This is a genomic window from Spiroplasma endosymbiont of Lasioglossum malachurum (assembly GCF_964020065.1).
In the GTDB taxonomy this organism is placed as follows: domain Bacteria; phylum Bacillota_I; class Bacilli_A; order Mycoplasmatales; family VBWQ01; genus Spiroplasma_E.
This window is the reverse complement of sequence record NZ_OZ026534.1, coordinates 49,560-64,607: the sequence shown is the minus strand read 5'-3', so window position 1 is coordinate 64,607 and position 15,048 is coordinate 49,560. Positions and strand designations below refer to the sequence as shown.

Annotated in this window: 17 protein-coding genes; 5 read left to right on the top strand and 12 right to left on the bottom strand. The window is 23.0% G+C overall.

Going from position 1 to position 15,048, the window contains the following annotated elements; translation table 4 throughout:
- Positions 1 to 43: 43 nt before the first annotated feature.
- Complete coding sequence (locus AACK95_RS00305) at positions 44 to 451, top strand: hypothetical protein (RefSeq protein ID WP_338980295.1); 408 nt, start codon at positions 44 to 46, stop codon at positions 449 to 451.
- A gap of 70 nt (positions 452 to 521) precedes the next feature.
- Here the strand turns inward: AACK95_RS00305 and AACK95_RS00300 are convergent, their stop codons facing one another.
- Positions 522 to 1,118: a hypothetical protein gene (locus AACK95_RS00300; RefSeq protein ID WP_338980294.1), complete on the bottom strand. Its 597-nt coding sequence runs from the start codon at positions 1,116 to 1,118 to the stop codon at positions 522 to 524.
- 138 nt (positions 1,119 to 1,256) lie between these two features.
- On the opposite strand from AACK95_RS00300, the gene AACK95_RS00295 reads away from it, so the two are divergent.
- Positions 1,257 to 2,207, top strand: a complete 951-nt coding sequence (locus tag AACK95_RS00295) for an IS30 family transposase (RefSeq protein WP_338980293.1) — start codon at positions 1,257 to 1,259, stop codon at positions 2,205 to 2,207.
- 76 nt (positions 2,208 to 2,283) lie between these two features.
- Here AACK95_RS00295 and AACK95_RS00290 read toward each other — a convergent pair whose 3' ends face one another.
- From AACK95_RS00290 to AACK95_RS00245, 10 genes are all read right to left on the bottom strand, one after another.
- Entirely contained in the window at positions 2,284 to 2,982 is a 699-nt protein-coding gene (locus AACK95_RS00290; RefSeq protein ID WP_338980292.1) for a hypothetical protein, read from the bottom strand.
- 62 nt (positions 2,983 to 3,044) lie between these two features.
- Complete coding sequence (locus AACK95_RS00285) at positions 3,045 to 3,293, bottom strand: hypothetical protein (protein WP_338980290.1); 249 nt, start codon at positions 3,291 to 3,293, stop codon at positions 3,045 to 3,047.
- 83 nt (positions 3,294 to 3,376) lie between these two features.
- Positions 3,377 to 3,985: a hypothetical protein gene (locus AACK95_RS00280; RefSeq protein WP_338980288.1), complete on the bottom strand. Its 609-nt coding sequence runs from the start codon at positions 3,983 to 3,985 to the stop codon at positions 3,377 to 3,379.
- A 36-nt stretch (positions 3,986 to 4,021) separates the two neighbouring features.
- Complete coding sequence (locus AACK95_RS00275) at positions 4,022 to 4,567, bottom strand: L-threonylcarbamoyladenylate synthase (RefSeq protein ID WP_338980286.1); 546 nt, start codon at positions 4,565 to 4,567, stop codon at positions 4,022 to 4,024.
- Between the two features lie 239 nt (positions 4,568 to 4,806).
- Positions 4,807 to 5,646, bottom strand: a complete 840-nt coding sequence (gene prmC / locus AACK95_RS00270; protein WP_338980284.1) for a peptide chain release factor N(5)-glutamine methyltransferase — start codon at positions 5,644 to 5,646, stop codon at positions 4,807 to 4,809.
- Positions 5,647 to 5,672: 26 nt separating this feature from the next.
- Positions 5,673 to 6,074, bottom strand: coding sequence for a hypothetical protein (locus tag AACK95_RS00265; protein WP_338980282.1), 402 nt, complete (start codon positions 6,072 to 6,074; stop codon positions 5,673 to 5,675).
- Between the two features lie 17 nt (positions 6,075 to 6,091).
- Complete coding sequence (prfA, locus tag AACK95_RS00260) at positions 6,092 to 7,189, bottom strand: peptide chain release factor 1 (RefSeq protein WP_338980281.1); 1,098 nt, start codon at positions 7,187 to 7,189, stop codon at positions 6,092 to 6,094.
- Between the two features lie 15 nt (positions 7,190 to 7,204).
- Positions 7,205 to 7,795: a thymidine kinase gene (locus tag AACK95_RS00255; RefSeq protein ID WP_281749194.1), complete on the bottom strand. Its 591-nt coding sequence runs from the start codon at positions 7,793 to 7,795 to the stop codon at positions 7,205 to 7,207.
- Positions 7,796 to 7,819: 24 nt separating this feature from the next.
- Positions 7,820 to 8,845, bottom strand: coding sequence for a bifunctional oligoribonuclease/PAP phosphatase NrnA (locus AACK95_RS00250; RefSeq protein ID WP_338980279.1), 1,026 nt, complete (start codon positions 8,843 to 8,845; stop codon positions 7,820 to 7,822).
- A gap of 14 nt (positions 8,846 to 8,859) precedes the next feature.
- Positions 8,860 to 10,830 carry a hypothetical protein gene (locus tag AACK95_RS00245; RefSeq protein ID WP_338980277.1) on the bottom strand — a complete coding sequence of 657 codons (1,971 nt, stop codon included), beginning with the start codon at positions 10,828 to 10,830 and terminating at the stop codon, positions 8,860 to 8,862.
- 240 nt (positions 10,831 to 11,070) lie between these two features.
- Between AACK95_RS00245 and AACK95_RS00240 the strand changes: the two genes are divergently transcribed.
- The gene (locus tag AACK95_RS00240) at positions 11,071 to 12,021 is read left to right on the top strand and encodes an IS30 family transposase (RefSeq protein WP_338980276.1); all 951 of its coding nucleotides are present in this window, start codon (positions 11,071 to 11,073) and stop codon (positions 12,019 to 12,021) included.
- A gap of 70 nt (positions 12,022 to 12,091) precedes the next feature.
- Here the strand turns inward: AACK95_RS00240 and rpmE are convergent, their stop codons facing one another.
- Entirely contained in the window at positions 12,092 to 12,421 is a 330-nt protein-coding gene (gene rpmE / locus AACK95_RS07080) for a 50S ribosomal protein L31 (protein WP_422397146.1), read from the bottom strand.
- 1,113 nt (positions 12,422 to 13,534) lie between these two features.
- Between rpmE and AACK95_RS00230 the strand changes: the two genes are divergently transcribed.
- Positions 13,535 to 14,014 (top strand): hypothetical protein, encoded by a 480-nt coding sequence (locus AACK95_RS00230; protein WP_338980275.1) that lies wholly within the window; start codon positions 13,535 to 13,537, stop codon positions 14,012 to 14,014.
- A gap of 76 nt (positions 14,015 to 14,090) precedes the next feature.
- Positions 14,091 to 14,978 (top strand): IS30 family transposase, encoded by an 888-nt coding sequence (locus AACK95_RS00225; RefSeq protein ID WP_338980274.1) that lies wholly within the window; start codon positions 14,091 to 14,093, stop codon positions 14,976 to 14,978.
- Positions 14,979 to 15,048: the final 70 nt, after the last annotated feature.

Genomic DNA, 15,048 nt, shown 5'->3' with positions numbered 1-15,048 from the left:
CAATTTTAAAATAAATAGTTTTTTTATTTTGAAAGGAGAAAAAATGAAAAAAATTCAAAAATACTTTACATATACAGGTGGAATATTAGGTGGTAGTGCAGCGCTAAGTGGCATAAGTTATTTTTATTATGATTTAATTTCAAAAAATAAGGAAGCTTTATATGATCCAGAAGCAGGAATGGCACTCTTTGGAATAATGGTTAGTATAACAGATTCAACTTTTATTGGAGCATTTTTAGGTTCTAAACTAGGATATGGAATTAGCACTTCCATTTCAAATATTTATGATAAATGTTTTCCAACAAATATTTCTGATATTAATGTTGAAAGTAATAACGAACAACAAATATCTGAAAGAACTCCATTATTAAGAAATAACGATATAACAAGTATTAATGGTGAACAATTACCAATAATTAATCAAAATCATTGTCAATTAACTTTTTCATAAACTTAATAAAAATAAATGTTGGTAATTTACTAACATTTTTTATTTATGATTAAATAACAATAAAAAAAAGTTACTGTTTAACACCCATTTTTTTCATTTCTTCATATAACCTATTATTATTTCTATTATTTCATGTACCAAATTGATGATTAAAAGAAGTAAGCAAAGGATAAGAAAACCCAAGTTCTACTAATTTTTTAATACATTTAAAATAATCTCCTTTTAATGGTAAAACAACTTCAGTAACTTTCTGTTTTCATGGTTGTTTATATTGAATACCACTATAAATATCATTTAATTCAGGAACAATAAAAGCATAAATTCCACCAACATCAACTTCCATAAAATTATGTTTATTTGGATGAGGATATTCAAAAATTTTAATATGCAAAACCAAATGTTCTAGTAAATTACAATAAACTAATCGATCAGCATATTGATATGCAAATGGTGACTTTTGAGCTCATTTGGGAGTAGATAACAAAATTGCTTTATCTTCATCAATATGATGAATATATAAACCTTCTTTTCCCCTTGTTATTCCTTGTGATTTCTTAGACATTGTTGCATCTGAAAAATAATTTTTTGAAATACATCCATATTTATTTTTTAAAAAATTACAAACATTTTCATAATTCATTGTTAATAATTTTTCTACTTCTGACATGCTTACCCCATACTATACTACTTTATTTTTATGAGCTGAATTATACTTGTAAGTGCAAGTAAATAAAATTGCAAAAAATTCTCATATAAAAATTTCATAATGCTAAATTTAGTTTAGAAAAAAGTAAGGAGTTTTTATATGAGTTATAAACATCTTGGCATAGATGAAAGGATTTATATTGAGAATCAATTGAAATTTAAATTTAAAATTAGTGAAATAGCTAAAAATTTTAATCGAAGTATTAGTACTATTATTCGAGAAATTAATAGAAATAAAGATAATAATCATTATTTTTCATTAATTGCACAAAATAAAGCTGAAAATCGAAAACAATCACATATTAGTTTTCATAAGTTTAAAAATAAGAATTTAGTAAAATATGTACAACAAAAATTACTATTAGGTTGATCACCTGAACAAATTTATGGCAGAATTAAAAATTTTCATAAAGAGTGAGTTATTAGTTTTAAAACAATTTATACTTGAATTTATTTTGGAATGCTTGATAAAGTTACTAGTAAAAATTTAAGAAGAAAAGGTAAAAAACGAAAATCTAAAGAAAATCGTGGCAAGTTTAATGGTAAATCAATTAAAGAACGAGATATAAATGTTAATGATCGTATAACACTTGGTCATTGAGAAGGAGATACTATAGTATCATCAAGAGGCAAAAGCAAATCATGTTTAATAACTTTAGTTGAAAGAGTATCACGATTTACTTTAGCAATATTAGTTAAAAACAGAACTACTAAAGTTATTAATAAAAATGTCAGTTATTATTTATCAATTCTTCCTAAAAACATTGTTAAAACTATTACTTTTGATCGTGGCAAAGAATTTTCAAATTGACAACAACTTGAAAAAAATTTAGATGTAAAAATTTATTTTGCCAATCCATATTCACCTTGACAAAGAGGTACTAATGAAAATACTAATGGTTTAATTAGAGAAAAATTTCCTAAAAAATTTATTTTTTCAAAAACTAATAAAAATGAAGTTCATAAATTTATATTGTCTTTAAATCAAAGACCGAGAAAAATATTAAATTATCTTTCACCAATCGAATATTTGGATAGAAAAATAATTTAGTTGCACTTACCTTTACAATTTAGCATGATAATAATGAAAATCAAGTTTTCTTTTTTATTACCCAAAATAATATAAATTAATCTTTAACAAAAGCTAAGACAAAACTAAAACTACCATGTAATAAAAAATGATAATCATCTTCAATAGTATTAACATTAATATGAACATCATCAAATGTTTTAATAGATTCTGATAAAGTATGACCTTCTACATTAACAATATAGTCACTATTTTGTTTTGCTGTTGCAACAATAGCATTAATTTTACTTTCAATTAATGATAAACAACGTAAAGCAATTGCTTCACCAAAAGTAGTGGTATTAATTTTAATTTTTTCTTCTTGCTTATCAATATTAAGATTACTAATGTCTTTAGCTTTTGATACTAATTTTACACAAGCATTAAAACTACCTTTTAAAAAATTACTATTATTTGAAGCAGATACATTAACAGCAAGTGATTCAAATTTATCAATTTTAGCATACATATCATTATGATTAACAATTGTTATTTTATAATCGGTTCCATTTTCTGGTTTTTTTCCTTCTGGAACTAATTTATTAATTTCAGTTTGTACTTTAGTTTTAAATTTAATTAAAGCTGTATTATAAATATCTTTATTTAATTCAACAGGAGCATTAGTAACTTCCATATTAATATTACTAATATCAACATATTTTTGATTTGCTTCATTTACCTTATCACATGCAATAAGTGATAAAGAAATAATGCTCGTTAAAAACATCGTTTTAAATACTTTTAATATTTTTCTCATAGTTTTTCACCTATTATTCTCTCGAAAAAAAACTAATCTTCTTAGTTTTAACTTTATATTTCTTAATTATTTTTGATTATTAACTTATTATTATTTTGTTTTCTTGAATATTTTTTATAACTATTTGTTCCAATAAAAATATAGTAAATTAAAATATTAATAGAACCTATTAATACTGATACTAAACCAAAATATAACAATAGGCTAACTTTAAAAGAAGAAAAAGAAAATATAATTCCTAAAGTAATTAAAAAAAAGCCAGTAAATTGAATAAACTTTCAAGTATTAAATTTAAAGTTTTTTTTTGCCATAATTTTGCTCCTAATAATATATTTTGTATAATTATATCATTTTCACAAAAAAAGCAAAATTTTTAATTATTAAATAATAATTGTTATAAACTAATAACATGAACAGCAAAACTAATTGCTTCTTCATATTTATTAAAAAGAAAAAATAAATGTTTATTTTGAAAATTAATTTCAATACCAATATATTTTTGTTTATTTTTTATATAATTATTTTTTTCTCAAAAAAATGTAATACTTTTAACATTAACTAATGGTATTATTTGTAGTTCAAAAGAATCAATAAAATAAAGATTATTTCGTGAAATTAACAAGTCTATTTGATTTAAAGGTATAAAATCTGATGATTTGATAAGATTAATGTCTTTAATTTTATAACGTAAAAATAATTTTTTGGCATCACTATATTCAGTTTTTAAAAGAATATTTTGGCCAGAAATCTTATTAAGAACTTCATACTTTCCCAAAATGACTTTGTCACTATAATAAATATCTTCTTTAATTTTTTCTATTGAAACTGGTAATTCTTTAGTATTTATTTTTTTTAATTTTAAGTATTTATATAAAGTATTTATATCTTTAGTAATTTTTAATATTTTCTTTTGTTTATTTTTTTTAATTAATAAAATTAGTGCAATTAATAAAATCAATATTGTTTTGAATGCAATAATAATTAAAATTATTCATCAATTCATAGTATTATCTCCTTTTTTAATACTGTTATCTAATTATTATCTAATAATTTTATCATTAAAACTATTAAAAATAGTTGATGGTTTATTTGTTAAAATCTCACCTGCTACTCTATACCTTAAGTTAGGCAAGTTTATATTATGATAATCGTTAATTGGTTGTTCATTACTTAAATTACAACTTGTAGCTACTAAAGGCCCTGTTAATTTAATTAATTTTTGAATAAAATGTGAAGAACTAACTCTAATTGCTATTGTCTTTTTATTTATTCAATATGATGTGTTTAAACTAGGTTGTTTTAAAACTATAACAGTAACTTTACCAGCACTAAAATTATTTATTAAAAATGACTGTAATTGATCGCTAATTATACCAATGCTTTTAGCTTGTTTTCAACTAGCAACTAAAATTGGCAGTTCTTTAGTATAATCACGTTTTTTTATTTGATAAATTTTATTAATAGCTTTGTCATCATTAAATTTACAAACAAGACCATAAATTGTATCTGTTGGTAAAGCAAGCACTTCGCCATTAGCAATGATTTGACTAATTTCTTTAATTTTATTTTGCTGTAAAGTTATCATGAAAACACCACTATAAATTTTAACTAAATTATACACCTATTATTTTAAATATAATAGTTGTTTCAAAATAATGAATAAAAAACTTATAAATGATATTTGTAATTTAAAATAAACCTTAAAATTACTAATTAAAGATTGGAAAATCATTCATTAATGGTTTAATAAACATCTTAATTTAATATAGATTAATATTTATATGCTGAATTATACTTGCACTTACAAGTATAATTCAGCATATGTTATAATGCTTGCCAAATAAATAGCATTCTTCATTTATTATTAATATCTTTAATAAATTTGTAATTATATTGTGGTAAATACTTTTTAATAAGAATAGTTAGTGCTTCTTTTTGATCAAAACCAAATTCAAATGCTAATAAAAAAGATTTTTCTAAAACTGCATGACATTGTTGAAAAATTACTTCATAAAAATATAATCCTTTATGATCAGCAAATAAAGCTAATTTTGGTTCATATTGTAAATTATGTTTTGAAAAAGTATTTGCTGTCTCATCAATATATGGTGGATTTGAAACAATAATATTAAATTTATGATTTTTAAGATTTGTAAATATATCGCTTTCAACAAAATTAATATTTTTTAGGTTAAAATTATCATTATTAATCTTAGCAATAGTTAATGCATCTTTGCTAATATCACTTGCTACTATATTTCAATTAGGTTTCTTTAACGCTAAACTAATAGCAATAGCACCACTGCCTGTCCCTAAATCTAATACTTTTAAATTATCATTATTAAAAATGTTTTGCGCATAGACAAAAACATTTTTAACTAGTTCTTCGGTTTCATTACGAGGAATTAATACTCTATTATCAACAACAAACTTATGATCAAGAAATCATTGATAACCAATAATATATTGTAAAGGATAGCCAGCAACAAATTTTTTAACTAGTTGTAAATATGATTCTAAAAAATCTATTGCTATTGTTTGACTAAGATTTGCATATAATCAAGATAAATCTTTATTAATAAACTTTAATAAAATTATCTTATTAATTTGTTCATTTTTTTTATTAATTTTTTTTGCTAATAAAAGATAATCTCTATAAGTCATTAATTTATACTCCAAAAATAAATATTTTATTGAAAATTAACAGATGAATTATTATTTCTTGAAGTTTTTTTTATTAAATTATTAACAACGAGAATTAAAACAATAATACTAAAAATAAATAAAAAACTAATTGTTAATAAACAAATAATTGGAAAAAGAATAATGTAACTACAAATACTAATAATAAAACCAAAATTATTAATATTATTACCATTAATATTTCGTAAAAATTCTAAATTTTTTCATAATAAATAATGAAAAATTAAACTAGATGCATTAGCAAATCATAATGTTAAAACTAAAAATAAAATGTGAATAATACCACTACTAAAAGTTAATGTAATAAACGTTCCTAATGCCGCATATAAAAAAATAACTGATATTAAAAACAAAATTTTTGTTCTAAAGTCTAAAATCTTAAAATCCATAATAATTTCTTCCTTTTTTACTTTAATACTATAATATTTTCATCAATATTTTCTAATTTTTCTTTTTGTTCACTACTAATTAAAGCAATAATAATTTCATCAATATTACCTTCCATAATACGATCTAACTTTAATAAAGATAATCCAATTCGATGATCGGTTACTCTATTTTGTGGATAATTGTATGTTCTAATTTTTTCTGAACGATCACCACTACCAACAGCTGTTTTTCTTAAATTACCAATTCTTCCCTGTTCTTCTTCAACTTTTTTTTCATAAAGCTTAGCTCTTAATACCCGCATTGCTTTATCTTTATTATCATGTTGACTTCGTCCGTCCTGTGAAGTTACAACAACACCTGTTGGAATATGAGTAATTCTAATTGCTGAATCGGTAGTATTAACATGTTGACCACCAGCACCACTAGAACGATAAGTATCAATTCTTAAATCAGAATTATTTATTTTAATTTCAACTTCATTAACTTCTGGCAATACAGCAACCGTTGCAATTGAAGTATGAACTCGTCCTTGTGATTCGGTTTTTGGAACTCTCTGAACACGATGTCCACCAGCTTCAAACTTTAATTTAGCAAATACATGTTTACCTTTAATCATAAAAGCAATATAACTAAATCCACCATTTATTGCTTCTTTTGCTTCAATAGTTTCAATTTTTCATCGTTGAATTTCACAATACTTACTATACATACGATATAAATCACCAGCAAAAATATTTGCTTCATCGCCACCAACAGCTCCTCTAATTTCAATAATAACATTTTTATCATCATTTATATCTTTAGGAATTAGTGTTAGTTTTAATTCATTTTCTGCTTTTTCTAATTCAATTTCATTTGCTTTAATATCTGTTTTAAGCATTTCACAAAGTTCTTGATCCTGTTCGGTTGCTAATGCCTTTTTTGCTTCAATAATTTCTTTGTTAATTTTTTCATATTTTCAATATTGTTCAATAATTGGTTCTAATCTACTATGTTCTTTTGTTAATTCAGTGTATTTATCACGAGGAATTAATTCGGGATTTTCTAATTGCTTTTCAATTTCACTATATTTTTTAGTAAGTTGCATTAACTGTTCTAATGTTTTTTCATTCATAATATCACACCTGATTTATCTATTCTGATTATTTGTTAAGACACGATGATGACTACGACATCGAGCTTCATATTGTTCTTGCGCACCAATTAAAATAATTTCATCATCATATCTAGCTTCCCGGCCATTAATAATACGTTGTGTTCTTGTTGCTGCTTTACCACATTTTACACAAACAGCATCTAATTTAGTTACAAATTCTGCTAAAGCTAATAATTCTTTAGTAACAGGAAATGGTTCACCACGAAAATCTTGATCTAAACCCGCAACAATAACTTGCTTATTTTGATTTGCTAATGTTTTAATCACTTCAATAATTGATGGTTTAAAAAATTGTACTTCATCAATTGCAACTGCTTCTATTTCTTTATCTACATGTTTTAATATTTGCATTGGATCATCAATTACTATCGCTGTGATAGATACTCCTTTATGACTTACTACTTTTTTAGCATCATAACGAATATCAACCTTGGGTTTAAAAACTAGCACTTTGCGTTTAGCATACTGTAAACGATTTATACGTCGCATAAACTCTTCGGTTTTTCCAGCAAACATACAACCAGTAATTACTTCAATTCATCCCTCATTATAACGACTATACATTTATATCCAACTCCATCTCTAATTTTAATTGTTTGTTAATTCTGGTGATTTACTAGCAATTTTTTCTAAACTATCAATCAATTTTTCAACTTCATTAATATTTTGTAAATATGCACCAGCTGCTGTCTGATGACCACCACCACCAAACTTTGCAATAGCATCATTAATTATTCATCTTGCACTACGAACACTAACTTTAATTTTACTATTCATTTGATCATAAGCAGCAATTAATCAAATTTTAATACCATCAATATTTGACATTACATTAACTTGGCTAGTTAAATCTTCTCTAGTTAAAACAACTTCGCCTTTAATATTTAATATTTTATTTTGACTAATAATTTTTGTTTGTAAGTCAGTAATTATTTTATCGTTAAATATTATATAAGCAACACCATTATCAGTAATTTTAAAATTTGATAATATATATCCTTTCAATCTTGCGATTTTTAAACTTTGAATATATAAACTTTGATATAAGTCTAATAAATTAAAATTTTGTTTAACTAAAAAACTAGCAACCTGAAAAGTTTCTTCATTAACAGAGCGATACAAAAATCTACCAGAATCGGTAACTAAACCAAGAAATAAATTTCTAGCTGCTAAAGCAGAAACTTTTAAATTCAATACTTGTGCTCATTTTGCCACTACTTGGCAAGCAGCAGAAGTCTTTTCTTCAATTAAATCAATATCACCATATTTATCAACAATTGGATGATGATCAATTTTAATTATCTTTTTTCCTTTTTCTCAAAATTGACCACTAATTCGTTCGCGATTAGCTGTATCAGTGACTATTACTAGTGCATTTTCATAATCTTCTTTTTTAACAAAAGTTGGTTGTGGAAATAATGATGCCATATGTTCATTTGTTTCGCCTGGAACAAGTACTTTTTTATTTTGAAAATTATCTTCAATAATTTTTTTTAATCCTCATTGTGAACCCAAAGCATCTCCATCAGGATTAATATGACGATGAATAATAATTGGATTACTGATTTTTATTAATTCATAAATTGCTTGTGCTTCTTTTTTAAACTTATTCATATTATATATCCTTTCTATCATGTACCAATTAATTGCTTTGTTTCATCATCAAAAACAAAAATTGAATTTTTAGTAATACTAATTCAACCAACAGTTCCCACTTCTAAATTATCATTATTATTTGTTAAAACTTCAAATTGTTCTGATTTAGTAGTTTCAACCAATAAATATGCTTTTTTATCATCAACTTTAGTAATATTTTTAATAACACCATTAATAATAATTGAATTTTTTAAAAAAGTAAATCGTGGTTTCTTTGCACTAAACAAAATGGCATTTGATTTAAAAGCAATAGTAGAAGCAGTTTTAACATCAAACTTACCTAAATTTACATTATAAAAATATAAATTATGAGCATTTCATTCTCCCTTTGCAATATTAATATGCTGTTCATTTATTTCTTTCAATAAATTTAAAGATAATGGTTTATCAGTGATTTCACTAACATTTCCTTGTTGAATAATTATTTCATTTTCAATAACAGTAACATTAGTCGCTAATAAATTAATATCAACTTGATTATTAGTTGTAAAAATAATAATTATTTTCAAAAATTTTTGTAATTTTTTAATTCAATTTGCTAATTGTTCTTTATTATCAACATTTAAAAGTTCAAATGGGTTATGCAAAATTAAAATTTTAGTAGGTACAATTAATTGTTGAATGATTTTTATTATTTGTCGCTCTACTATTGTTAATTGTGTTAAACGTAGTGACAATAAATGACTTAGTTCTAAATGTTTAAATATCATAACAATATTTTCACTAATTAAATCACGGACATCAATTAACTGTGAATATAAAGTTTGTAATTGTTGTTGATATGTTTCTTTATCTTGTAACTGTGGATTTTTTAAAATTTTATCATGATAAATTTTAATTTCATCTTTAATATTTTTTAAAAGTAAATGCATTTCATCTGGTAAAAGTTGCATTGCCACAAAATCTTGTTTCATATTAAATTTAATTCTTTGTACTTCTGCTAAGTCAATTCACTGGTCTAAAATTTGATCAATTTGACTACGAGTACATTTAATTTGTTGATATGAAACTAAATGATTAAGTTCGCTATTAAAATTTTGATTATGATTGTTACAAGTTTTTAACGTAGTTCTAATTTCACTTCTAGTAGTACTAATCTCTCTATTTAAATAATTATTTATTTCTTTAATAACAAAACTAATTTCTCGTAGTTGAAATTCTCATTTTCTTTCTTTTGGTGGATTACATCCACAAAAACATGGTCCCACTAAACTTTCCAAACTAGAAATACGATCTTGCAAAGATTGTAAAAATAATAAGTTATTATTTGCAATAATATTTTTTTCTTCGGCAGTAAATTTTTTAATTAGAATATCTGTTAATTTTTCACTTCCAGCAAAATTAAATTTCTCTTGAGCAAAGTTTTTATGAAAATGATTAATTTGATATTGATATTCTTTAATAAAATTATTACGAGTGCTTTGTGTTTCATTAATAAAATTTTTAATAATATTAATTAATTTTTCTTTAAAATAACCACTGTCTAAATTTAAACCTGTATTTTTTAAGTTTTCAATATCAGTCTTAATTTTTTGATTAATATTGCTTATTTCTTGTAAAAAGGGTTTATTAGTAATTGCTGTTCTTGCTAAGTTACGTTGAATACTAAATAATTTATTTCAACTCTGTAAATGCATACTAACATAAGCCATTTTTCGTTCAAAACCAATACTATTATAAGTAACATCAATATCATCAATTAAAATTTTACCCTCCATAATAGCAGAAAAACCTGCTAGAGCATTAATTAATTTTTCAATATTATCTTCATCATTACTAAAAATTGCCAAGCAACTAGGATATTTTCCTTCAAAACTTCAATCTTTTACGGCTTTTTCAACGGATAAATTAATAATACTAAAATTAAAGTTACTAGTTTGCTCAGTATTATATCTAATACCTTTACTTATTACCAATTTATTAAAATCAGATGATTTTTCCATAAAACCATTCCCTACCTTAAAGTTTTTTATTTCATATACTATTAAAATTATATTCTATATTTATTGGGTTGTATACATACAATATTTTAACTTAATTAATGGTAAATATGTCTGTAAATAATTTTATTTTTAAAGTGCTGAATTATACTTGTAAGTGCAAGTAAATAAAATTGCAAAAAATTCTCATATAAAAATTTCATAATGCTAAATTTAGTTTAGAAAAAAGTAAGGAGTTTTTATATGAGTTATAAATATCTTGGCATAGATGAAAGGATTTATATTGAGAATCAATTGAAATTTAAATTTAAAATTAGTGAAATAGCTAAAAATCTTAATCGAAGTATTAGTACTATTATTCGAGAAATTAATAGAAATAAAGATAATAATCATTATTTTTCATTAATTGCACAAAATAAAGCTGAAAATTGAAAACAATCACATATTAGTTTTCATAAGTTTAAAAATAAGAATTTAGTAAAATATGTACAACAAAAATTACTATTAGGTTGATCACCTGAACAAATTTATAGCAGAATTAAAAATTTTCATAAAGAGTGAGTTATTAGTTTTAAAACAATTTATACTTGAATTTATTTTGGAATGCTTGATAAAGTTACTAGTAAAAATTTAAGAAGAAAAGGTAAAAAACGAAAATCTAAAGAAAATCGTGGCAAGTTTAATGGTAAATCAATTAAAGAACGAGATATAAATGTTAATGATCGTATAACACTTGGTCATTGAGAAGGAGATACTATAGTATCATCAAGAGGCAAAAGCAAATCATGTTTAATAACTTTAGTTGAAAGAGTATCACGATTTACTTTAGCAATATTAGTTAAAAACAGAACTACTAAAGTTATTAATAAAAATGTCAGTTATTATTTATCAATTCTTCCTAAAAACATTGTTAAAACTATTATTTTTGATCGTGGCAAAGAATTTTCAAATTGACAACAACTTGAAAAAAATTTAGATGTAAAAATTTATTTTGCCAATCCATATTCACCTTGACAAAGAGGTACTAATGAAAATACTAATGGTTTAATTAGAGAAAAATTTCCTAAAAAATTTATTTTTTCAAAAACTAATAAAAATGAAGTTCATAAATTTATATTGTCTTTAAATCAAAGACCGAGAAAAATATTAAATTATCTTTCACCAATCGAATATTTGGATAGAAAAATAATTTAGTTGCACTTACCTTTACAATTTAGCAAGTATAAAAAAAAGAAACTATTATTAGTTTCTAGTTTAATTAAAATTATTTTTTAACTTGTTTAGTATCAGTTAGTTTTAGAACATCTTTTGTTGTTTCTAATACAATAGTTTTAGTATTTTGTGGTTTTGCTTTGTTTATTTCAACAGTTTTTGATTTTGTTTCAACTTGTTTGCTTGCTTTTATATTAAAGCGTTCAACTCTTCCTTTTGCTGAAACAAATGATTGTTTTCCAGTATAAAATGGATGACAACTTGAACATGTATCAACACGGATTTCTTTACCCTTAGTTGAACCACTTATAAAATTATTGCTACATGTTATACATGTTACTTTAGTTTGAAAATACTCTGGATGGATGCTTGCTTTTGCCATGGTTTCACCTCACTTATAAAATTACTATTAATAAAAAGTACTTAAAAATAATATCATTAACAATATAAAAAAGCAAATAAATATTAATGATAGATAGAGTTTTTATTTTGATAGATTATATTGTAAAAATGTGTTCTAATTCAATTAACTAGAGTAAAATCTTTAAATGATAAAATATTTTCTAAATTATTTTTATAATGTTTAAATTATTTTATAGTAATAGGTTTACTATAAGAATTATAAATCAAATTAATAATATTAACTAATTGAAAGTTAGTTAATTGATTACAACCAAAACCATTACGTTGTACCTTACTAACTACTTGTTGACAATAGCTTTCAAGTTCACTAATAGTTCATAAACAAAGAAAAAGAATGCTTTTCTTGTTTTAATAAAATTATCACTATTAATTTACTGAGATTGTAAACCTTCAATTTGTGCTTGTAATTATTTAATTATCTTCATGTTCTTTTAATTGTTCCTGGTAATACATTATTGTTTCACTAAAATTTATTGGTAAATCAGTTTTCATCATCGTAATTGAAAATCACAATATTTGAAAGTATCTTGTAAATCCTAGATTTTTAACATTTGTGTTTTTGGATTTAATAAACTTAAATTAAAACCTTTAACTTCAAATCCTGCAACATAATACTCATAGTCACTTAATAATTAAGTTTTAATAAAATGTTCTTTTACTGCATAATCATAAGGAACTAGTAAGCTAGTGTTTTGTTTTTTCTTGGTATTTTCTGAAAGCAATTAAATATTTGATTCATAATAAAATAACTTCTTAGCCTCTTAAATGTCCCATCATTGGACAAATTAAAGATGCTACTAAAAATGAACCAAAAAGAAATATTGAAATTCGAATATATCATTGGAATGGTAGAGTTAAAAAGATTGCTGTAACTAAAATAATTCATACTATTTCCAATATGAATTCAATAATTGATATATTACGAAAGAATTTTAAACGAGTTCGACAAATGGCTTTTGGGATTAAATTTTGCATATTAATCCTTCTTTTCTTAATAAGAAATAAAATAAGGTTCTATTTAACCTTATTATTTGTAATAATTAATTTATAGTTGAAAGTAAGGCGAGATAAAGTGTTAAATTTAAATAAACTTGAAGATTACATAATTGCAATTTTACTAACTTTTGAAAATAAAAAAAACTCTATTAATAATTGAAATTCTGATTATTTAATTGAAAATATTATTGTTAATCAATTTTATAAATTTTTTAATGAAATAAATTTTCAAGATACCAATACTATGAATTTAAGAAGTATTATTGACTCAGAAATTAGTGGTATAGCTCAAAATGTAAGAAATTTTAACAAAAAGTTAGGTCTTAATTATGTAGAAGAAGATTTTCTTGATCAACACTATAAAAAACTTAATTTTCAACTTTTAAATAGGGATTTAATTAAACATTTATTTAATGAATGAATAGAAATAAATGCTTTTCTAAGTAATTTAAAATCAAATAAAACAAATGTAAGAGAGTTAGAATTTGGAAACAAAAATGAACAAATAGTTAATTACGCTAATAATATGCTGAATTATACTTGTAAATGCAAGTAAATAAAATTGCAAAAAATTCTCATATAAAAATTTCATAATGCTAAATTTAGTTTAGAAAAAAGTAAGGAGTTTTTATATGAGTTATAAACATCTTGGCATAGATGAAAGGATTTATATTGAGAATCAATTGAAATTTAAATTTAAAATTAGTGAAATAGCTAAAAATCTTAATCGAAGTATTAGTACTATTATTCGAGAAATTAATAGAAATAAAGATAATAATCATTATTTTTCATTAATTGCACAAAATAAAGCTGAAAATCGAAAACAATCACATATTAGTTTTCATAAGTTTAAAAATAAGAATTTAGTAAAATATGTACAACAAAAATTACTATTAGGTTGATCACCTGAACAAATTTATGGCAGAATTAAAAATTTTCATAAAGAGTGAGTTATTAGTTTTAAAAGAATTTATACTTGAATTTATTTTGGAATGTTTGATAAAGTTACTAGTAAAAATTTAAGAAGAAAAGGTAAAAAACGAAAATTTAAAGAAAATCGTGGCAAATTTAATGGTAAATCAATTAAAGAATGAGATATAAATGTTAATGATCGTATAACACTTGGTCATTGAGAAGGAGATACTATAGTATCATCAAGAGGCAAAAGCAAATCATGTTTAATAACTTTAGTTGAAAGAGTATCACGATTTACTTTAGCAATATTAGTTAAAAACAGAACTACTAAAGTTATTAATAAAAATGTCAGTTATTATTTATCAATTCTTCCTAAAAACATTGTTAAAACTATTACTTTTGATCGTGGCAAAGAATTTTCAAATTGACAACAACTTGAAAAAAATTTAGATGTAAAAATTTATTTTGCCAATCCATATTCACCTTGACAAAGAGGTACTAATGAAAATACTAATGGTTTAATTAGAGAAAAATTTCCTAAAAAATTTATTTTTTCAAAAACTAATAAAAATGAAGTTCATAAATTTATATTGTCTTTAAATTAAAGACCGAGAAAAATATTAAATTATCTTTCACCAATCGAATATTTGGATAGAAAAATAATTTAGTTACACT